The sequence below is a fragment of the Pseudomonas sp. GD03858 genome (assembly GCF_029840925.1).
Lineage (GTDB): Bacteria > Pseudomonadota > Gammaproteobacteria > Pseudomonadales > Pseudomonadaceae > Aquipseudomonas.
In genome coordinates this window covers 1-20,530 of the sequence record NZ_JAOCDM010000105.1, presented here as the reverse complement: position 1 = coordinate 20,530, position 20,530 = coordinate 1, and the positions used below count along the sequence as shown (strand labels likewise).

The following is a 20,530-nucleotide window of genomic DNA, read 5'->3' as shown; positions in this document are numbered from 1 at the left end:
CACAGGCGCTGCAAAGGTTGCGGCAAGCACCTCGCCGCCAACACGCGATGAAGGACTTATGCCTAGAGCGACATCAGAAACGCCTCCAGCGCTCGCCGTGCCGCGCCGGGCAGCTGCCGGTAGCGCTCGCGGGCCGGCTCGGCCTCGCCGCCATGCCAGAGGACCGCCTCGCTCAGGTTCCTGGCCCGGCCATCATGCAGGTAGCCACTGCCGGGGGCGATGATCTGGCTCAGGCCAAGCCCCCAGAGCGGCGGCGTTTTCCACTCACGCCCCGTGGCGAGAAAGTCCGCGCGACCGTCGGCCAGCCCCTCGCCCATGTCATGCAGCAGCAAGTCGCTGTAGGGCGCGATCCGCTGGGCCGGTAGCGTGGGAAAATCCGCATGCCTGCCGGTCTGTACCACGGGGACGTGACAGCCTGTGCAGCCGATGGCGGCGAACAGCCGCTCACCGTCGATCACCTCGGGTTTGTCGCGGTCGCGACGCGCCGGGGCGGCAAGGTGGGCGAAGTAGTAATGCAGGTCGGCCAGCTGCAGGCCATCGAGCTCCGGTTCGCCGCCACCTGGCGCCTGTCGACAGGCTGTCTGTGCCAGGGTGCAGTTCTGTCGCGGGTACAGCGGCGAGGTGATGCCCAGGTCGCCGTGCATCGCGCTGGCGATCTGCTGCCGAAGGTCGGGTTGGTTGGCCTTGAGGCCGAAGCGACCGGGCTCCAGGCGCTTGCGTTCGACGCTCCACACCTGGTTGATCCGGCCTTTCACGCCATCGGATTTCGCTGCGTTGGCCAGCGCCTGAAGGGTGCTGGCCTCGATGGCCTCGAGCAGTCCCAGGCCGAACACCGCAGGCGCCACCCGGGCCGAGGTGCGCACTGGTCCCAGTGCACCATAAGCCAATGCTTCGAAGCGCAGGCTCGGCTTGCGCAGCATGACCACTTCACCGTCGGCCAGTCGTAGCGGGTGCTCCTCCCAGCTCAGCAGTGCCCGGCCTTCACCCGGCACGCCGGGAATCCCCAGCTCGTTGAGCTGGTCGCCATAGACCGGGTGCGGCGCGGGTTCGCCGTGCTCGCCGAGGCCCTCGATCGACAGCCGCACCAACAGGCTGCGCATCGGTTCGCCGGGCTGAGCCGGCGCCTGGCCACGGCCATTGCGCGGGTGGCAGGCGATGCACGTGATGCGATTGTGCAGCGGGCCCAGGCCGTCGACAGCGCTGTCCAGTGACGGCGCGATCACCCAGGCCTGGTGGAACAGGCCGCGACCACGAAAGAAGCGCTCCAGCTGCGCATCCTCGACCAGCCCGGGCATGGGCTGGGCGAAGGCGGTACGGGCAGGTTGCGCGCAGACGTGTCCAGCGCTGCACAGCAGCATCAGCAGCGCGGTGCAAGCCCGCTTCACAGCCCCATCCCGTCGAGCAAGCGTTCGGCCTCGGTGAAGCGCAAGGCGGCCTGGAACTGCCAGTCGATTTCGCGGCGGCCCAGCGCGTCTGTTGGCGATGTCTGCGCGCCATGGTCCTGGCGCAGGGCGAACAGCCTCAACAGTTCGGGCGAGCGCGCTTGCGCCGAGCTGATCGGCGGTTGAGTGAGCCGGTTGCGCACGGCCTGCAGGTCGTGGCCGGCGTTTTCACCGGCATGGACCCGGCTCCACAAGCCGCTCAGCCGCTCGTGAGAGAGGCTCAGCCACTGGCTGAAGAGCGCGCTCACCAGTCCCAGTCGCTCGCGCGAGGCGTCGTTGCCATAGCGGTAGGCGCCTTGGCGCGCAGCAGTGAAGGGGTCGTGATAGTCGCCGGGTAGCTGCGCGTATACGCTTGGGCGCGCCGGCAGCTTGCGGATCTCGGGATCGGCCAGCAGTTTCTGGCCGTCCGCTGACAGCACGAACGCGGCGAAGTCCCTTGCGCCCTGCACATGCCGGGCCTTGGCGGTGATCGCGATATGCGCGGGATTGAGCCCGCCATGACGCGGGTAGACGAAGCCCACGTCTTCGCCATTGGCGATCGCCGCGGCGACGAAGAAGTCGATCGACAGCCCCACCGCGACACGGCCACTGGCGACCTCGTCGCTCACCAGCGTGCCGCCCCGGCTGACCAGGCGCGACTGCCCGGCCAGCTCGCTCCACAGCGCCCAGCCACGCTCCCAGCCATAGGCATCGAGCACAATATCGAGCATGACCGGGGCAAAGCCGACACGGCCTGGATCGGGCAGGGCAACGCGCCCGCGCAGGCGTGGGTCAAGCAGGTCGGGCCAGTCCTGTGGCGCCGGCACGTTCAGTTGCCGCAGCAACGAAGGCTGGATGGCGAAGCCGTAACCCGCAAGTTCCGTGGCCTGGTAACGCTGGTCGCGGTCACGCAAGGGCATGCCAGCGATCTTCGCCGGCAGCCCGGCGAGATCGATACCCAGTGGTTGCCAGCCGCCATCCTGGGCCAGCCGGGCGAAGTTGCCGGGCGACGGCGCCCAGTAGACGTCGACGCCGCCCTGGTCGGGCTGCAGCAGGAAGGGCAGGGCATCGAAGCCCTGGCGCCACACCAGCTGCAGGCGATGTTCGGGGTGGGCCTGGGCGAAGGCGTCCTCGAAGCGGGTCATCATCGCCTCGGGATAGCTGGTCAGCACCACCACCGGCTGCGCCTGCGTGGCCCCGCTCCACAGGGCGAGGGCCAGCAGCCATGGCTTACAGCGGCACATTGAACTGCACGAAGTAGTTGCGGCCCATTTCCGGATAGCCCTCGGTGTATTCATAGAGACGGTCGAACAGGTTGCGCACGCCGGCCTCGATGCGCAGGTCGTTGGCGAAGGTGTAGCCGGTCTTGAGGTTGTAGATGGCGTAGCCGTTGGCGACCTGGGTGCCGTCCGAGGCGCTGTAGCGGCGCGAGGCGGCCTCGACGCTGCCGGTATGACGCCAGGCCCCTTGGTTCCAGGTGGCCGAGGCGAACAGGTTGTGGCGCGGGGTATCCACCGGGCGGATGTCCGGATTGCTGCGGTTCTGGCGGTCGAGGTAGGTGTAGCTGGCGCCCAGCTGCCAGTCGCCGATGTCGCCCTTCAGGCCCAGCTCCACACCCTGGTTGCGCGCCTTGGCGATGTTCTGGTACTGCCCGCAAGGGGCCGCGCAGCCTGGCTGCGGCGCCACGGTGACCTGCTGGATGGAGTCTTCGATCTCGCTGATGAACAGCGCGGCATCCAGCGACCACAGGTCGCTGAGCGAACCGGCGTAGCCCAGCTCGTAGTGGGTGGCGCGTTCGGACTTGAGGTCCGGGCTGGGGATCACCGTGCCGAAGCGGGTCGAGTAGCGGTCCTTGATGGTGGCGAAGCGGCTCTTGCGCGCCACGGTCAGGCGCACCTGGCCGTCGTGGTCGATGGCCAGCAGGGGGCCGGTGTTGATGAACAGGCCCAATTGGGCATTGACCGCATCGTCGCTGCCGGTGGGCTCGTCGTACAGGGTCTTGACCCGTGGCGAGGCCGTGTTGGTGCCGAAGTTCTCGGCATCCAGGCTCTTGCGGTAGTTGTACGACACGCCGCCGACCACGCTGAACACCTCGTCGAGCTTCCAGGTGTCTTCCAGGGCAATGGACTGGGTCTGGTCGCGAAAATGCGTCCACGGGTCGCCACCATCGCGGGAGCGATGCACATCCTCCTTGAAGTGGTAGGCGATACCCAGGCGGTTGCTGGCCGCCAGGGCGAGGTCGCCCTCGATGGAGAAACCGCTGGATTCGTCGTCGTACTTGCTGGGGAAGCCCGATTGCAGCGGGCCGACGATGCCGTTGTTGTAGGTGAAACTCTCCAGCGAGTTCTTGAAGGTGTCGTGGTAGACCCGGGTCTTCAGGCCGTGCTCGCCGAAGCGGGTGTGGGTGGCCAGGAACAGGCTGGTCTTGTCCCAGGTCGGCCACTCCCACCAGCGCTTGCGCTGCCCGGTGGCGGGCAGGTCGCCGGCATAGGGCGGCTGGCCCTTGCGGCCTTGCTGCTGGACATAGCCGAGCACGTACTCATCGGTGTCGTTGGGGGTCAGGCCGAGCTTGAAGCTGAATTTGCCGTCGCGCTTGTCGCTGTTTTCCCGGCGACCTTCGCCCTGCTGGTTGTTGGTTGGCTTGAAGTCGTCGGGCAGCAGGGTGTAGTCGTAGTCGACATAGGACACGCCACCTTGCATCCACCAGTTGCCCTGGTTGGAGCCGGCGTTGACGTAGCTGCGGTAGGCATTGACGTTGCCGTGGTCGGTCAGCTCCAGGCCGCCGCCCACTTCACCCTCGAAGGCCTGGGTCGGGCGGCGGGTGACCAGGTTGATCGCGCCGCCCAGGGTGTTGGGACCATACAGCAGCGAGGCGAAGCCCTTGGCCACTTCGACGCGCGACAGGTCGTAGGTGGTGAAGCGACCCAGATCGATATTGCCGTCGTAGGGCACGTAGGTGGGAATGCCGTCGATGAACACCGGCACCTGCAGGCGATCGAAGCCGCGCACGAAGACCACCTGCTCGGCGCGCCCGCCGATATAGGCGAGGTTGACGCCGGGTGCCAGGGCCAGGGCCTTGTCGACCGTCTCCCGATCATGCAGGCGCATGTCGGCGGCCTCGACCACCGAGCTGCCGGTGGCCAGTTTGTCGTCCTGCGGCGCGGAAATACGGATTTCGCCGAGGGTGAACGGTTTTTCCTGCTCGTCGGCGAACGCGGGAGAGGTGGCCATGGCGGCGAGCGCGGCCAGGGACAGGCGGGGGGCTAGCGACTTCATGTCGGCTCCTTGCTGGGCCATGCCGGTGACGGCGCGCGGCCTCGTTATAGATTTTTATATACAGCGATGGACGATAAAAAACCCGTCGACTCACCCTCCCCAGGGCATCGACGGGTCTACTTTCACTTGACATATAAAGGGAGCGTTGCCAAGCCGGGCAATCCTAGCGCCGACTGACGATTGGAATCAACGGTGTATACAAAAATATATGTCGATTGAGTGGGGCAGGATGCGTTCGGATGGACGCCTCAGGCAACACGCAACCAGATCGCCGAAGCGTCGTCGCTCTTCTTGAAACGCGGGTAACGCAGGCAGGCGGCATCTTCCCGCTCGATGGCGCGCAGCCGGCGGGCCAGTTCGTCCAGCCCGTCGGACAGCAACTGATCGATGAAACCATCGGGCTCAAGGACCCTGTAGGGTGAGAGCAACGCCGCCAGGCCATCGCTCATCAGCACGATATCGTCGCCTCGAGAGACGGGGTGGCGTGTGTAGCGGGTATGCTCACGGGCGCAGGCGGCATCGACGCTGAGCACCTCCCGAGCACGCATGCGCGCAGCACGGCGGTCCTCCAGCACGGCAGGCGGGCGCACGCCATGAGCACCAATCCCGGCACCGAGGGCGGCAGCGGCAGCGCATTCGTCATCGTGATCCGGCGCAGGGGTAAGGAAGCGTACGCCATCCGTGCCGCGATGCAGCACCACGCAGTCGGCCAGATGCGCGCAGACCAGTTCGACACCCTCCAGGGCAACCGCGGCAAAGGCGGCACGCGGTAGTTCCCAGCTACCGAACGGCTCGCGGCGGCGTTCATTCTCGTAAGCTTTGGCGATGCTCTCGAACACGTCGTGGCAAATACCCGACAACGAACCAGACGCGGCGCAGAAGGCCCGTTGCGCCGTCGATGAGAGCCAGGCCGCACCGCCACGCTCCCCCAGCAGACCAGGTTCTCCCAGGTCGGTGGCGCCGTCGATGACCCAGGCATGGCGCTCGGCGCAGCCAATGCGGTCATCGTTGGGGACGCCGGACTTGCCGGCCAGGCTCAAGGTCTGGATCAGGTCGAAATGCATCACAGGCTCCATGCAGTATCGGGTCGTGGGTGTGCGCAGCCCCGACCTTGAACGTTATGCCGGCACACGTCAAACCCATGCACCCCGTGTGGCCCTGCGATGACTGTGCAAGCGTGACCCGGTGTGCGCAACTGGTAAAACTGTCAGGGTTTCACAGCACCTTGGCCATTTCCGTGGTGGCTGCCCAGCCAAGCCCGGCATAGACCGGCCTGCCGACCTCGGTGGCATGCAGTACTGCAAAGCCCACGCCCCGGCGGATGAACTCGGCCTCGGCCAGGCGCATCAGGCTCGAGGCCAGGCCTCGACGCCGATGCGAGGGCTGGACGTAGACGTTGAGCACATAGCCGCGCCGGTCCTCGCTCGGGTGAGCGGGGTGGGGCGGCCATTCGATCTCCATCAGGCCGATCGCCGCCACGGGCAGGCCAGCGTCCACCAGGGCGAAGCCGTAGTAGCGACCATCAGCCAGGCGGGGTCGCAGCCACGGACGGAAGTGTTTGCGCATGGTGCACAGGCGTGCAGGATCACCGCCAGCCTCGAGGAACATGGCCTCGCGCTGGGCGCAGATCATCTCCAGGTCGCTGGGTTGCAGAGGGCGCACGGCCAGGCCGTGCAGATAGAGCGTGGCAGGGATATCGTTCATGACAGGCACCTTGGATCGGGAGTTCGATGCTAGGGCCGTCGGCGACCGGGCGTCAGATACAGATGGCCGGCAAACACGGCATACAGTGCGCTTGCTGGCCAGGACGAATGCGGCGATGATCCGCGACATTCGCCACGCTCACCGACGAGGCCAGCATGCCCATCGCCCCGATTCTCTATTGCGCCGATCTGCAAGCCACCCGTACTCATTATCGGGACGTACTGGGCTTCACCGTTACCGATAGCGCCGAATCGACGCTCACCGTGCAGTTGCAGGACTGCCGCCTGCTGTTCACGCAGGCGGACCTGTGGCAACAGTCGCCGGGGTGCTCGGGGACGTTCTATCTGGTGATTGATGATGTCGAGGGTTATCACTCGCGAGTCAGGGCGGGTGCGAACATCGCCTGGCCACTGCGAGACACGAGCTATGGTTCGCGGGAGTTCGGGGTGCGCGATTGCAACGGCTATTTCCTGGCTTTCAGCGACTCACGGGCGGTCTCTTGACGCGCGCCGGCAGCGTGCTGCTGGCCTGGCTGGCGTTCACCACCCAGGCCTGGGGCATGGACGGCAAAGGTAACTCCACCGACCATTTCACCGTTGGCTCCAGCCTCGGTACCGCCGCAGTGAGCGGATCCACCAGCCGTCCCGCGCGCACCTATCAGGCGGCGCGCGACGATGCGCTGCAGTTCATCGCCTCCGAGGGCCGCCTGCGTGGGGCGCGGCTGGAGCAGGCGCTGCGTGAGTATCGCCAGGCGCATCCCGGCAGCATTGCCAGTGATCCGGAGCTGGCCCAGGCATTCGCTTGCTCATCGGGGGCATGATGTGGGGCGCAACTGGCCTGTAGAGTATTCGTGGTTTACCTCTGCCCCGTGGGAGCGGCTTTATCGGGGCGCTGGCCTCACCGTTGATCGCAGGCCCACAAGCCGGGGGGATCGCCGGACTAGACTCGGTGGCATCGCGCAGGCCACAGGAGCCATGACCATGACCCCGAAGAACAGCATCTGCCTCTGGTTCGACCACGATGCCGAGGAGGCGGCCAATTTCTACGCCCGGACCTTCCCGGACAGCCAGGTGACTGCCGTGCACAAGGCCCCTGGCGACTACCCGTCGGGCAAGGCGGGCGATGTGATCACGGTCGAATTCACCGTGATGGGCATTCCCTGCATCGGTCTGAACGGCGGCAAGGCCTTCACCCACAGCGAGGCGTTTTCCTTCCAGGTGGCCACCGACAGCCAGGAGGAAACCGACCGCTACTGGAACGCCATCGTCGGCAACGGTGGGCAGGAGAGCGTGTGCGGCTGGTGCAAGGACAAATGGGGGCTGTCATGGCAGATCAGCCCGCGCGTCCTCACCCAGGCCGTCGCCAGCCCCGACCGGGCGGCGGCCAAGCGCGCGTTCGACGCCATGATGACGATGACCAAGATCGATATCGCCGTCATCGAGAAGGCCATCAAGGGGTGAATGCTACTGGGGCGACTGGCGGCGTCAACACAGAGAACAGGATGAAGGTATTACTTCAAGCTTCCCGGTATTTCAAAGTCTGGCGTTTCGCCAACTTGAGGTGTTGAGGCTGATGGTTTGGCTTGACTTGCCATGGGGCGCTCTGTGAGGCTGCCGGCCAATTGCCATATTATTTCCATGGAGTGGTTGCTTGAATACTGTCGATGTCCATGAACTTGCTCGTGAATACAATCATGCCGTCGTTAGGCTGACGACTTTTCAAGCGACCGCCGGTGTACCCGCCAAGCTCTTGTTCGGCAGTGTCTCCCTGTTGGCATCCGGTCGTTCACCGGAGAAAGGTATGACGGGGATCCACACGTGGCCGCTTCGTGGCGCAAAGGCCCAAGTACATTTTCGGCGGATCGTCATGACCGCCGAAGCAGCGCTCCGGTGGTACCGCTCAGCTGCGCCAGATAATTTCGCAACCCCTTTGCCCATGCAGCGGGAAGCGATTGAAGAAAAATTCGATGGCGTGCCCGTGGATTGCACAGGTTTCGAAGATAACCCGGTGTGGCCGGAGTTGGGTATTCCCTTTACCGGAGAAATCCTTTCTGGTCTGACCGGGCGGGAGGATCCCGCTCCTTTTCGAGGGGATGCAGGAGCCAGGGTGCATAGGCGGTTTGGTGATGGCAATGGCTTTGAGGCCGTGCTCAAGGACAAGGACTGCATTCGTTTTCTGCAGCGTCGCATTCATTTCAATATCGCAGAATACAGCGAGTACCTAGGTTCGTTGGCCCTGATTGTTCCCGACCCTGTCATAGAACGTATCGACAATTACTTGGTGCCGGCTACACCTGACAGCGCGGAACAGGCGTGTATCAGACTCGTCGCCAGGACGGGGAAAAGTCTGAGCGATCTGCAGATCACATTTTTTGAGAGAAGTGCGAATCTGCTCAGTCGTTTTTATACACGCGACATTCCGGAGGACGGGGTCGTGCTGCATGATCGGGCCTCGGAAATGGCAAGTAGCGGATTTCTGATCAGCCACAAGGTACATAAATTGCTGGCGTATCAGCCCCTTTCCAACTACCTGCGACGCATGAGCGTGCAAATGAACGTCATGTCCTCGCCAACAAAAGTGGCTGTGCCCCTGCGTGACAAGTTAGACGCCCCAGTGAAATCCTACATGCGCCATCGCAATGAGCCGCTTGCGCCCTCGACCTGGGGGGAGGTGGCCGTCTCATCATCGATGCGTGTCGCACAGGGCGCTGAGCGCCGCCGGCAGCAAGGCGAGACGAAGCGTTTTGACCAGCGCTGGTTCGGCGATGATGAGCGCGAGGCGGCGATTGACTTCATTCATGACCGGATAGAGCATGCCCGCCGGCGCGTCATCATGGCGGATCCTTATTTCGGGGCTCTGCAGATCGCTCAATTTGCGCCGAAGGTGAGCAGCCAGCAGGTGAGCGTCATCGTGATCACATCTCGAACCGCATTCGATGACCTGGGTACACTTCCGAAAGACAGCGTACGAAAGGACATGACGCTCGAGGAGTATGAGCAACTGAGGGAAAAGCGGAAGAAACAGAACTCATCAGCGAAGCTCAAAAAATTCAAAACGATCCTGAACGAAACCCAGAACCTGCTCCGTGGCGAGATGCAGGCTTATGTGCTCACAGGTCGGAAGACCAAGTTGCACGACCGTTTCCTTGTCGTGGACGACGACGTCTGGTTCATGGGCCATTCCTTCAGTTCTTTAGGCGATGCCCCCGCCTTGATACTCAAGGTGCCGAACGCGGATGAGGTCATTCAGCAATTGTTCGCCTTGACCAAGAGTGCTCCCTCCTTCGAGAAGTATCTTCGCGATTTCGATGATCGTGCGAAGCGAACAGGAGGCGCGTGAGCATGTCCATGCTAGATAGCGTCCCCGGTTTTATTGTGGAAGCGCCGGTTGAGCCGCTCGTCAAGGACAAGCAAATGCTCTGGCCGAGCCTGTGGGGCTTGGACGATGCCAGCAGGTTTCCTGAGTTGCAGGCGATCAAGGCGCGACATGGCGCATCGCGTTTGCAACCGCTGTCTTCTTTCGTACAGGCGATCGCCGAGGCGCGGATGCGTGTCTGGTTGCTGGATGACTATTTATTCAAGGCCTCTGGTGAGATGGAAGTCGACAAGCTCGAACAACTGTTGGAATGGTTTCCGATAGGCTTAGCGGCTGGTGACATTCGACTGCTGACCAAAAGTGCGGGGACGCACGTGGATGCTGAATACAAGGAGGCATTCGACAAGCGCACCCGGGAGATAAACTCGTTCAGACGGAACGAGCGATGCAAGATAGATGTGCGATTTTCGCTGCAAACGAACTTCCCTTACGTCCATGACCGTTTCGCTATTGTCGATGACGAACTGTGGCATTTCGGTGCGGCTGTGGGAGGGTTGCACCGCCAGGTAAACGCGACCACGCGAGGCTGGTCGGCAGCCGAGCATGGGGCAGCAGAGTTCTTCTGTCTTGCCTGGGACCATGACGAGAAAGTTGGGAAAAGAAGATGAAGTGGCTTGCTGAGCGTTTCCAGTATCGTAACGGCCCTGAAGATGAGGACGTCATTTCCGGGTTTCAGGATTTCATCGTCGAATCTGAAGCGCTGAGTACCGAGGTGTTCGAGGCCTGCGTGGAGTCGATTGCTCACTTCCATGCGCGCGCGGAGCAGTCCGCGCAGGCACTGATAGAACGGCTGGAGTGTGATCTCCGATCCATCAGCGATGGTCGAGAGTCCAACATATGCAATTTTGCAGAGTATTTGCTGCTGGCGCTTGCCTGCATTAAGGCATTGGCACGCTATCCGGCACTGGATACCTGGCGATCCGTGTCGGGCATCTGCGCATCGCATGAACGAGTAGGATTTATTCTCCCGCTGGCGCTGGTGGCACAAGTGCGAGTAGAGCCGGACTGGGCGCAGCCATTCATATCGCTGATGACGGCCTCTCTGAACCAGGCCGCGACCGAGGGCCCGCTATGCGGCCAAAAAGCCCGAGAATCATATCTGGCATCCCGGGAGGTCTGGCAGGAGGAGAAATCGCTGACAGTGGTTTGGTCGCATCACTTCTGGGCGGCAGAAGATCACTATTGGCACCTGTGGAACAGAATGGAGTTCGAGATTCTTTCCTACCTTGATCTGGAGACGTACACCCAGATGCTGAACGTGTTTCCCGAGCCCAACGCGGTTCAGGCGGCACTGCTGGCAGGGCGAACCGATCAGTCTTTCAGCCAGTGGACGAAGGTATTGGAAAGCGCGCGCCCCAGCTTTACGGTGGATGGCATTTGGAATGGAGACCTTGGCGTCATTCTCCTGCTCGATATCGCCTTGCGACAACAAGCCCAAGGTATGTCGGAAGTCACCAGGCAGAAGTCCTCTGCCGAGAAAGATCAACTGCTTGAGGAAATGGACAGTTTCAGTCGCCTGATCATCGACACCCTGGCTCGGCGTGATGACTTTCCGTGGCTGATTACCCAGTGGGGAGCATTGCTGATCAAGAGGGCTATTGCTCAGGATGACCCAAGTAGCCAGCAAACCCCTTCCCCCATCCATGTTTATACGTCGCTCATTCTTGCGATCGGCCCCCACGCCGCGCGTCTCAATCCTGGGGTGGCGCCCCATGAGGACCCTGAGCACGAGATTGCCTGGCGCTATCGCGCCCTCAGAACCTGGCTGGCGTTCGAAGGACATGGCGATTTTCCGGTTGCTGCAGAAGTACTCACCGATTGGGATATAGACGCAGACAACTGGTCGCAGACGGCAGGTCGCTGGTTAGAGTCCCAGGCCGCCGACTTCATGGCCAGGCAGGAGCGTCGCAATCTGTTGGCGAGTCGTTTGCTCGCCTTGCCGTTCGTGCATTCAAGTGCTCCTCACGAAAACTGGGTGTCCCTGTGGGAGCGGACACTTGTACTTCGCGAGATTACCGAGTTCGGTGACCCTGACGACGAGAGCGGCTGGCGTAAGCGAGCCTCTGCAGAACATCTGACGGTCGTGGCCTTCGACCTCGGGCTCTCGATACTTGATTACATTGTCAGCGGCGCGGGCGCTGCTTCGAGTGGCGATACATTGACGAAGCTGTTCATGGATCTATTCCGTGCCTGTGAGGAAATGCGATCGATTCAGACGTTCGACAGGCAATACTGGGACCGTGCACGCATCGAGCTCGCGCTACGCAGGGTGTTCTGGGCACCGCCATTGAACAAGGGTACGTACAACCTGGCCGTTGACACACAGCCAACGGTCGAGGACTGCTTGAAAGCGTTTCATGAAGACTCGATCGCTTTCGTGAAACTCATCGATCTGCTCTTGAGAAATAACGTGCCGACTGCGGTGATACAGCAAGCTTTGGATGGCGCGAAAATTCGGCTCGAGCAGGCATTGGAGCATGCAAACAGGCTGCACAATCTCCAGCCCATGAAGTTCCCTTTAAGCCAAGGGCTCAACGAGAACTTGAGCAAGCTGGTTTCCTGTGGCTGATGGTGGCTCCGCGGATACCTAGGCTCTGTATGAAAAGTCTTGAGACGAAGGTCAGGCAAGGCGAAAACAGCCGAGGAACGGTCGGAGTCGCGCTCGACTTTACGGGTTGTAAATGAGCATTCCGAGGCTGTTTTCAACGCAGCATCACCGAGTATCAAGGCTTTTCGTACAGAGCCTAGAACCTTCAGCGTGTTCGTCGTCTTGCTACATGCTCTATAAAAAAGCCCCGCGGGCCAAGGCCAGCGGGGCAAAGTGGTTGGGGGAGGAACCAACCAAAGGAGTCTTCAATTCATCCGGCGATCACTGTGCGCTGGCCACCGCCTCGGGTTGCCAGCCACCGCCGAGGGCCTTGTAGATCGCCACGATCCCGCTGTACAGCTCGACCTCGCCCTGGGCCTGGGCATCCTCGGCGCTCAGGCGCTCGCGTTCGGCGTCGAGCAGCACCAGGTAATCCACCGTGCCTTCGCGATAGCGCACCGAGGCCAGCTCGGCGGCCTTGCGGCTGGCCTCGCTCTGGCGCATCAGCGCCAGCAGGCGCTGCTGGCGCTTGCCATAGTCGCTGAAGGCGTTGGCTGACTCTTCCAGGGCCAGCAGTACCTGCTGCTCGTAGCTGGCCAGGGCGCCATCGGCCTCGGCCTTGGCGCCGCGCAGGCGAGCCCGCACGCTGCCCAGGTCGAACGCCGCCCAGCTGATGGTCGGGCCCAGCGCCCAGGCGTTGGCGGCCGAAGAGCCGATCTGCGAGCCACGCGCGGCAGTGAAGCCAAGGAAGCCGCTGAGGCTCACCCGTGGGAACAGGTCGGCGGTGGCCACGCCGACATTGGCAGTGGCGGCGGCCAGCTGGCGCTCGGCGCTGCGGATGTCCGGGCGGCGGCGCAGCAGCTCGCCGGGGTCGCCTACTGGCAGGGCCTTGGCGATGGCCGGCAGGGCCTTGGGCGAGAGGTCGACCGTCAGTGCGTCCGGACGCTGGCCGAGCAGGGTGGCGATGCGGTTCTTTGCCCGCACTTGTTCGGCCTGCAGCTGTGGCACGGTCGCCTCGACCCCCGCCAGGCGTGCATCGGCGCGCACCACATCGAGCTCGTTGCCGACCCCGGTGTCGCGCAGGGTCACGGTGATATCCCGCGACTCCTGCTGGGTCTTGAGGTTGGCCACGGCGATCTTCTCGCGCAACTGGGCACCGCGCAGTTGGCCATAGGCATCGACCAGCTCGGCGATCAGGCTCACCTGCAGCTGTTGCAGGTCGGCCTCGGCGGCCGCTTCCTGGGCTTCGCTGGCTTCGATCTGGCGCTGGATGCGGCCGAACAGGTCAAGCTCCCAGGCCATGTCCAGGCCCAGGTCGTAGCGCTCGCTGTTGACCCGGCGCTCGGTCTGGCCGGGCACCTGGCCTTTGCCGAGGTCGCTGCTGGCGCGGCTGGTGACCACCGGCAGCTGGTCGTTGGACGCATCCTCGCGAATCGCCCGCGCCGCCTTCAGCCGGGCGAAGGCCACCCGCAGGTCACGGTTGCCGTTCAGCGACGCCTGCACCAGTTGGTTGAGCACCGGGTCGTCGAACTGCTTCCACCACACGCTCTCGAAGCGGCTGCGGTCGAAGGCCTTGGCTTGCAGGCTGCTGTCGAGCTGCGCAGGCTCGGTGGCCGGGGTCTGGTAGTCCGGGCCCACGGCGCAGGCCGCCAGGGCCAGGGCCAGCAGGCTCGGGGTCAGGGGTTTGAGCAGCTTCATGCATGGTTCTCCAGCGCTACGACGTGCTTGGCCTTGCGGGCCTGGCGACGCTCGACGAAACGGCGAATCAGGAAGAAGAACACCGGGGTCAGGAACAGGCCGAACACGGTCACCCCGATCATCCCCGAGAACACCGCCACACCCATGGCGTGACGCATCTCGGCACCGGCGCCGGAGGAGAACACCAGCGGCACCACACCCATGATGAAGGCGATCGACGTCATCAGGATCGGGCGCAGACGCAGGCGGCACGCTTCCAGCACCGCGGCCAGCGGGTCGAGGCCCTTGGCCTGCTCATCCTTGGCGAACTCGACGATCAGGATCGCGTTCTTGCACGCCAGGCCCACCAGCACGATCAAACCGATCTGGGTGAAGATGTTGTTGTCGCCACCGGAGACGATCACCCCGGTGATGGCCGACAGCAGGGTCATCGGCACGATCAGGATCACCGCCAGTGGCAGGCTCCAGCTTTCGTACTGGGCGGCCAGCACCAGGAAGGCCAGCAGCACGCAGAGCGGGAACACGAACAGCGCGGTGTTGCCCGAGAGGATCTGCTGGTAGGTCAGGTCGGTCCACTCGAAGGTCATGCCGTTGGGCAGTTCCTCCTTGAGCAGTTTCTCGATCGCCGCCTCGGCCTGGCCGGAGCTGTAGCCGGGGGCCGCGGCACCGTTGATCTCGGCGGTGATGAAACCGTTGTAGTGCATCACCCGATCGGGGCCCGAGGTATCGCTGACCTTGAGGAAGGTCGCCAGCGGGATCATCTCGCCCAGGTTGTTGCGCACCTTCAGCTGGCCGATCTGCTCGGCATCGAGGCGGAACTGCTGCTCGGCCTGGACGTTGACCTGGTAGGTGCGACCAAAGCGGTTGAAGTCGTTGGTGTACAGCGAGCCCAGGTAGACCTGCAGGGTGTCGAAGATGTCATTGATCGCCACGCCGTGGGTCTTGGCCTTTTCCCGGTCGATGGCGGCATCGACCTGTGGCACGTTGACCTGGTAGCTGGTGAACAGGCCTGCCAGTTCCGGTACGTTGTGGCTCTTGGCGATGATGTTCTGGGTTTCCTTGTACAGCGCTTCGTAGCCCAGGTTGCCGCGGTCCTCGATCTGCAGGCGGAAGCCGCCGATGGTGCCCAGGCCTTGGACCGGCGGAGGCGGGAAGATCGCGATATAGGCGTCCTGGATATCGGCGAACTGGGCGTTCAGGGCCGCCGCGATGGCCGCCGCCGACTGGCTCGGGTCCTTGCGCTCGTCGAACGGCTTGAGCGGGGTGAACACGATGCCGCTGTTCGGGCTGTTGGTGAAACCATTGATCGACAGGCCCGGGAAGGCCACCGAATCGGCCACGCCCGGTTGCTTGAGGGCGATCTCGCTCATCCTCTTGATCACCGCCTCGGTACGGTCGAGGCTGGCGGCGTCAGGCAGCTGGGCGAAGGCCACCAGGTACTGTTTGTCCTGGGCCGGGACGAAGCCGGTCGGGGTCGACGAGAAGCCCAGGTAGGTCAGGCCCATGAGGCCGGCGTAGACGAACAGGGCGATGCCGCTGGAGCGGATGACCCGGCGCACGCCACCGACATAGCCGTGGCTGGCGCGGTCGAAGAAGCGGTTGAATGGGGCGAACAGCCAGCTACCCAGCAGTTTTTCCAGGAACAGCGAGAAGCGGTCCTTGGGCGCGTGGTGCTCCTTGAGCAGGACGGCGGCCAGGGCCGGCGACAGGGTCAGCGAGTTGAACGCCGAGATCACGGTCGAGATGGCGATGGTCAGGGCGAACTGCTTGTAGAACTGCCCGGTCAGGCCGGAGATGAATGCCGCCGGTACGAACACGGCGCACAGCACCAGGGCGGTGGCGATGATCGGGCCGGTCACCTCGCTCATGGCTTTTTGCGTGGCCTCGAGCGGTTTCAGGCCGAGCCCGATATTGCGCTCGACGTTTTCCACCACGACGATGGCGTCGTCCACCACGATACCGATGGCCAGCACCAGGCCGAACAACGACAACGCGTTGAGCGAGAAGCCGAACAGGTGCATCACCGCGAAGGTGCCGATCAGCGAGACCGGCACGGCCAGCAGCGGGATGATCGAGGCGCGCCAGGTCTGCAGGAACAGGATCACCACCAGCACGACGAGCACCAGGGCTTCGAACAGGGTGTGCACCACCGCTTCGATGGAGCCACGGACGAACACGGTCGGGTCATAGACGATGCTGTAGTCCATGCCTTCCGGGAAGTCTTTCTTCAGCTCGGCCATCTTCGCCCGCACTTCGTCGGAGATCTCGATGGCGTTGGAGCCAGGGCGCTGGAAGATCGGCAGGGCCACGGCCGGCTGGTTGTTCAGCAGCGAGCGCAAGGCGTACTGGCTGGAGCCCAGCTCGACCCGGGCGATGTCCTTCAGGCGCGTGATCTCGCCATCGGCGCCTGCGCGGATGATGATGTTCTCGAACTCTTCCTCGTTGACCAGGCGGCCTTGGGTGTTGATCGACAGCTGGAAACTGGTCGAGCCGGGGGCGGGCGGGGCGCCCAGCTGGCCGGCGGCGACCTGGCGGTTCTGCTCGCGGATCGCCGCGACCACGTCGCTGGCGGTCAGGTTGCGCGAGGCGGTCTTGTTCGGGTCGAGCCACACGCGCAGCGAGTAGTCGCCCATGCCGAACAGCTGCACGTCGCCCACGCCGCCCAGGCGCGCCAGCTCATCCTTGATGTTGAGGATGGCGTAGTTGGACAGGTAGAGCATGTCGTAGCGGTTGTCCGGCGAGGTCAGGTGCACGACCATGGTCAGGTCGGGCGAGGCCTTGTCGACGGTGATACCGATGCGCGTGACTTCCTCCGGCAGCTTGGGCTGGGTGCGGGTCACGCGGTTCTGCACCTGCACCTGGGCGTTGTCCAGGTCGGTGCCCAGGGCGAAGGTGATGGTCAGGGTCAGCTTGCCGTCGGCGGTCGATTGCGAGGACATGTACAGCATGTTCTCGACGCCGGTGATGGCTTGCTCCAGCGGCGCGGCGACGGTCTCGCCGATCACCTTGGGGTTGGCGCCGGGGAAGTTGGCGCGCACCACCACGGTGGGCGGCACCACTTCGGGGTATTCGCTGATCGGCAGCTGGAACAGCGAGATCGAGCCCGCGATCAGCAGCACCAGCGACAGCACCGCGGCGAAGATCGGCCGGGTAATGAAGAATTTCGAAAAGTTCATCGGTGTTGTCCCTTAACCGCGTGGCGCTTGGGCGCTGGCGACTTTGACATTGGCGCCGGCAACCTTGGGCGCCGGATTGCTGGCCTCCAGGGCCTGGCGCTGCTGGGCGAGGGCGGCGAGGGTCTGTTCACTGGCCATCGGAGTTTCCTCGGGGGTTACCGGCGAGCCTGGACGTACGCGCTGCAGGCCCTTGACCACGATGCGGTCGTCTTTGCCCAGGCCGTTGCGCACGATACGCAGGCCTTCGAGCTTGGGACCGAGTTCCACGGCGCGGTAGGTGGCCTTGTTGTCCTTGTCCATGACCAGCACGAACTTCTTGCCAAGGTCGGTGCCGACCGCTTCGTCGTTGATCAGCACGGCATCGTACTGGGCGCTGCCGACCAGCTTCAGGCGTGCGTACAGGCCGGGGGTGAACTGGCCATCGCGGTTGTCGAACACGGCACGGCCACGGATGGTGCCGGTGCGCGGGTTGACCTGGTTGTCGACGAAGTTCATCTGGCCCAGGTGCGGGTTGCCGGCTTCGTTGGTCAGCCCCAGGTACACCGGGGTGCTCTGGCCGCGCTGGCCGTCGCGGGCCAGCTGGGTGTACTTGAGGTACACGCGCTCGTCGGCGTCGAAGTAGGCGTAGACCTTGTCGGTGGAGACCAGGCTGGTCAGCGGGGTGACGTCGGCGGTGACGATGTTGCCAGCGGTGAACTCGGCGCGGCTGACGCGGCCGCTGATTGGCGCGGTGACCCGGGTGAAGCTCAGGTTCAGGCGGGCCAGGTCGAGCTGCGCCTGGATCGCGTCGACCCCGGCGCGGGCTTCGGCGGCGGCGCTGCTGCGCGATTCGGCAAGTTCTGCGGAAATGGCGTTGCTGTCACGCAGGCGCTCGCCACGACGGGCTTCGTTGGCACTGCGGATGGCGGTGGCCTTGGCCTGTTGCAGCTGGGCTTCGAGACGGCGGACTTCAGCCTGGAACGGGCGCGGGTCGATCTGGAACAGCAAATCGCCTTTTTTCACCTGGGCGCCTTCGGTGAACGCCACCAGGTCGACCTGGCCGGAGACGCGTGGGCGAACCTCTACGGTTTCCGGCGCTTCCAGGCGCCCGGTGAACTCGTCCCATTCGTTGATCGGCTGCTCGATGACCTTGGCCACGCTGACCTTGGGCGCGGCGGGAGCCTGCACAGCGTCGGGGGTGCGACCACAAGCGCTGAGCACCACCACTGCCAGGGCAGCGAGGGGGAAGCGCAAGGGTTTGAGTGAGTGATCCATGGAGAACTCCGCCAAAGTATTAGTAGTGGGCGGAGTGTGAGTGCCTTGCGCGTGGCGCACGAATCGAATGCAGCGAAGGTTATTATCACGAGCAATGATATGTCGGATGCCGTCATCGATCCGGACGCATGATTTCAGGCTGGCATCATCCCCTGTAGGAGCGGCCTTGTGTCGCGAAAGGGCTGCGCAGCAGCCCCCGGGTTTCAGCGTTGACGCATATATCGCCGGGGCTGCTCTGCAGCCCTTTCCGGCCGGTCCGACGCCTCGGCAAGGCCGCTCCTACACAGGGGGATGATGTAATTCGGCAGTCAGCGCGGTCCGCCGAATGTCTTTTCGCGCAACGCCTTGGCCACCTGCGCCTCGATCTCGTAGGCCGGCCCTTCCAGCGCCTGGTAATCCCGGGTATAGCGCCGGGCGAACTCCTCCACCCCCAGCTCCTGATACTGCTGCACATGCTTGAGCTCATGGGCCCACAGCGCCACGTTGTCCTCGGCATCGGCGGGGCGACGGAAGATGATGGTGTCGATCAGCGTCACCGCATTCACGTCCGGATTCTGCAGCAGCGCATTGGCGGCGCTGATCTGTCGTTCATCCCCCACCCGGTAGCGCGCCGCGTCGAGCACGGCGAAGTCGTACCAGGGTTCGAGCTGGGCGCGGATGTGCAGCGGAATCGGCGCGCTGCCGCTGGCCACGGCCTCGTCACGGGCCTGGCGCAGGGCGAACACCAGGCTGCCGGTGGCCATGCGCTCGACATCCTGCAGCACCTGGCCGCCCTGGCTGGGGTCGATGGGGGCGCAGAAGCACACCACCAGGCAAACCTGGTACTGCCCGGCCGGGCAACTGTCCTGGGCGAAGGCGGGGAGGGTCAGCAACAGCCCGAGCAGCGCGCTAGCGAGCTTCATCGAAGACCCGGTCGATCAGCGTGCGACTCGCCTCCAGCACCTGTGCCTGCACCGCTTCGCTGGCCAGCATGCGACCCACCACCAGGGCGCCGACGCACTGGCTGAGCAAGGCCCAGGCCAGTTCCGGGTCGTCGAGCGTCTCGCTCCACGCCTGGTGCAGCGCCACCAGCCAGTGCTCGGCCTGCTCGCGCACGGGCCGCTCGGCGCGGGCGATCTCCACCCCCAGCGGCGGCAGCGGGCAGCCGCCTTCGGCATTGTGCAGGTGCGCCAGGCTCAGGTACTGGTCGAGCAGGCGCTTGAGCCGGGCGCGGTCGCTGCCGCGCTCCACCAGGCGCGCCAATGGGCTGTTGGCCAGTTCGCGGCGGACGATCTCGCTGAACAGGTCGTCCTTGGAGGGGAAGTGGTTGTAGAAGGCGCCGCCGGTCAGGCCGATGGCCTTCATCAGCCCGGCCACGCCGGTGGCGGCGAAGCCGCCGCGCTTGGCCAGGGCGCCGCTGCTGGCCAGCAGCTTCTCGCGGGTCTGTTGCTTGTGGTCGGTGGCGTAGCGCATCCGCGGAACCTCGTGCTGCGGGCTTGACGATGACGGCATCGTAGCATAGCGTTCGTTTACTAAACGATCATTCATCAATGGAGCGGTCCATGGCAGAACAACAAAAGGTCGTGCTGGTGATCGGCGCGGGTGACGCCACCGGTGGCGAGATCGCCAAGCGCTTCGCCCGCGAGGGCTATATCGCCTGTGTGACGCGGCGCGAGGCGCAGAAGCTGCAACCACTGCTCGACGAGATCCGCGCCGAGGGCGGTCAGGCCCATGGCTTCGGCTCCGATGCGCGCAAGGAAGAGCAGGTGGCCGAGCTGGTGGAAACCATCGAGCGCGATATCGGCCCGATCGAGGCTTTCGTCTTCAACATCGGCGCCAACGTCCCTTGCAGCATTCTCGAGGAGACGCCGCGCAAGTACTTCAAGATCTGGGAAATGGCCTGTTTCGCCGGGTTCCTCACGGCCCAGGCGGTCGCCCGGCGCATGGTGACCCGCGCGCGTGGCACCATCCTCTTCACCGGGGCCACCGCCGGTACCCGTGGCGCGGCCGGCTTCGCCGCCTTCGCCGGGGCCAAGCATGGCCTGCGCGCCCTGGCCCAG

Annotated in this window: 17 protein-coding genes; 7 read left to right on the top strand and 10 right to left on the bottom strand. The window is 64.0% G+C overall.

Annotated elements, in window-relative coordinates:
- Positions 1 to 62 precede the first annotated feature (62 nt).
- The 5 genes from N5D48_RS21285 to N5D48_RS21265 form a co-directional block, all read right to left on the bottom strand.
- On the bottom strand, positions 63 to 1,385 hold the full coding sequence (locus N5D48_RS21285) for a di-heme oxidoredictase family protein (RefSeq protein WP_279887764.1): 1,323 nt from the start codon (positions 1,383 to 1,385) through the stop codon (positions 63 to 65).
- Positions 1,382 to 2,665, bottom strand: coding sequence for an extracellular solute-binding protein (locus tag N5D48_RS21280; RefSeq protein ID WP_279887763.1), 1,284 nt, complete (start codon positions 2,663 to 2,665; stop codon positions 1,382 to 1,384). The genes N5D48_RS21285 and N5D48_RS21280 overlap by 4 nt, the downstream gene beginning before the upstream one ends.
- Positions 2,652 to 4,697, bottom strand: a complete 2,046-nt coding sequence (locus tag N5D48_RS21275) for a TonB-dependent receptor (protein WP_279887762.1) — start codon at positions 4,695 to 4,697, stop codon at positions 2,652 to 2,654. The genes N5D48_RS21280 and N5D48_RS21275 overlap by 14 nt, the downstream gene beginning before the upstream one ends.
- Positions 4,698 to 4,945: 248 nt before the next feature.
- Positions 4,946 to 5,761: a protein phosphatase 2C domain-containing protein gene (locus N5D48_RS21270; protein WP_279887761.1), complete on the bottom strand. Its 816-nt coding sequence runs from the start codon at positions 5,759 to 5,761 to the stop codon at positions 4,946 to 4,948.
- Between the two features lie 151 nt (positions 5,762 to 5,912).
- Complete coding sequence (locus tag N5D48_RS21265; RefSeq protein WP_279887760.1) at positions 5,913 to 6,401, bottom strand: GNAT family N-acetyltransferase; 489 nt, start codon at positions 6,399 to 6,401, stop codon at positions 5,913 to 5,915.
- A 155-nt stretch (positions 6,402 to 6,556) separates the two neighbouring features.
- On the opposite strand from N5D48_RS21265, the gene N5D48_RS21260 reads away from it, so the two are divergent.
- The 6 genes from N5D48_RS21260 to N5D48_RS21235 all read left to right on the top strand — a co-directional run bounded on the left by N5D48_RS21260 (position 6,557) and on the right by N5D48_RS21235 (position 12,345).
- Positions 6,557 to 6,904, top strand: a complete 348-nt coding sequence (locus N5D48_RS21260; protein WP_279887759.1) for a VOC family protein — start codon at positions 6,557 to 6,559, stop codon at positions 6,902 to 6,904.
- Positions 6,901 to 7,221: a DUF2388 domain-containing protein gene (locus tag N5D48_RS21255; RefSeq protein ID WP_279887758.1), complete on the top strand. Its 321-nt coding sequence runs from the start codon at positions 6,901 to 6,903 to the stop codon at positions 7,219 to 7,221. The genes N5D48_RS21260 and N5D48_RS21255 overlap by 4 nt, the downstream gene beginning before the upstream one ends.
- 160 nt (positions 7,222 to 7,381) lie before the next feature.
- Entirely contained in the window at positions 7,382 to 7,861 is a 480-nt protein-coding gene (locus N5D48_RS21250) for a VOC family protein (protein ID WP_279887757.1), read from the top strand.
- Between the two features lie 190 nt (positions 7,862 to 8,051).
- Complete coding sequence (locus N5D48_RS21245; protein WP_279887755.1) at positions 8,052 to 9,740, top strand: VPA1262 family N-terminal domain-containing protein; 1,689 nt, start codon at positions 8,052 to 8,054, stop codon at positions 9,738 to 9,740.
- A gap of 2 nt (positions 9,741 to 9,742) precedes the next feature.
- A complete protein-coding gene (locus N5D48_RS21240; RefSeq protein WP_279887753.1) occupies positions 9,743 to 10,384 on the top strand; it encodes a hypothetical protein in 642 nt (213 codons plus the stop codon).
- Positions 10,381 to 12,345, top strand: a complete 1,965-nt coding sequence (locus N5D48_RS21235; RefSeq protein ID WP_279887751.1) for a hypothetical protein — start codon at positions 10,381 to 10,383, stop codon at positions 12,343 to 12,345. The genes N5D48_RS21240 and N5D48_RS21235 overlap by 4 nt, the downstream gene beginning before the upstream one ends.
- A gap of 300 nt (positions 12,346 to 12,645) precedes the next feature.
- Here the strand turns inward: N5D48_RS21235 and N5D48_RS21230 are convergent, their stop codons facing one another.
- From N5D48_RS21230 to N5D48_RS21210, 5 genes are all read right to left on the bottom strand, one after another.
- Positions 12,646 to 14,061: a TolC family protein gene (locus tag N5D48_RS21230; protein WP_279887749.1), complete on the bottom strand. Its 1,416-nt coding sequence runs from the start codon at positions 14,059 to 14,061 to the stop codon at positions 12,646 to 12,648.
- Positions 14,058 to 17,237: an efflux RND transporter permease subunit gene (locus tag N5D48_RS21225; RefSeq protein ID WP_279887747.1), complete on the bottom strand. Its 3,180-nt coding sequence runs from the start codon at positions 17,235 to 17,237 to the stop codon at positions 14,058 to 14,060. Before N5D48_RS21225 ends, N5D48_RS21230 begins: the two co-directional genes overlap by 4 nt.
- Before the next feature lie 12 nt (positions 17,238 to 17,249).
- Positions 17,250 to 18,491, bottom strand: a complete 1,242-nt coding sequence (gene mexE / locus N5D48_RS21220) for a multidrug efflux RND transporter periplasmic adaptor subunit MexE (protein ID WP_279887745.1) — start codon at positions 18,489 to 18,491, stop codon at positions 17,250 to 17,252.
- 308 nt (positions 18,492 to 18,799) lie between these two features.
- On the bottom strand, positions 18,800 to 19,393 hold the full coding sequence (locus N5D48_RS21215; RefSeq protein ID WP_279887744.1) for a DUF4157 domain-containing protein: 594 nt from the start codon (positions 19,391 to 19,393) through the stop codon (positions 18,800 to 18,802).
- Complete coding sequence (locus N5D48_RS21210) at positions 19,380 to 19,943, bottom strand: TetR/AcrR family transcriptional regulator (RefSeq protein WP_279887742.1); 564 nt, start codon at positions 19,941 to 19,943, stop codon at positions 19,380 to 19,382. Before N5D48_RS21210 ends, N5D48_RS21215 begins: the two co-directional genes overlap by 14 nt.
- Positions 19,944 to 20,032: 89 nt before the next feature.
- Here N5D48_RS21210 and N5D48_RS21205 point away from each other — a divergent pair.
- The coding region (locus tag N5D48_RS21205; protein WP_279887741.1) for an SDR family NAD(P)-dependent oxidoreductase at positions 20,033 to 20,530 on the top strand (498 nt) is incomplete at its 3' end.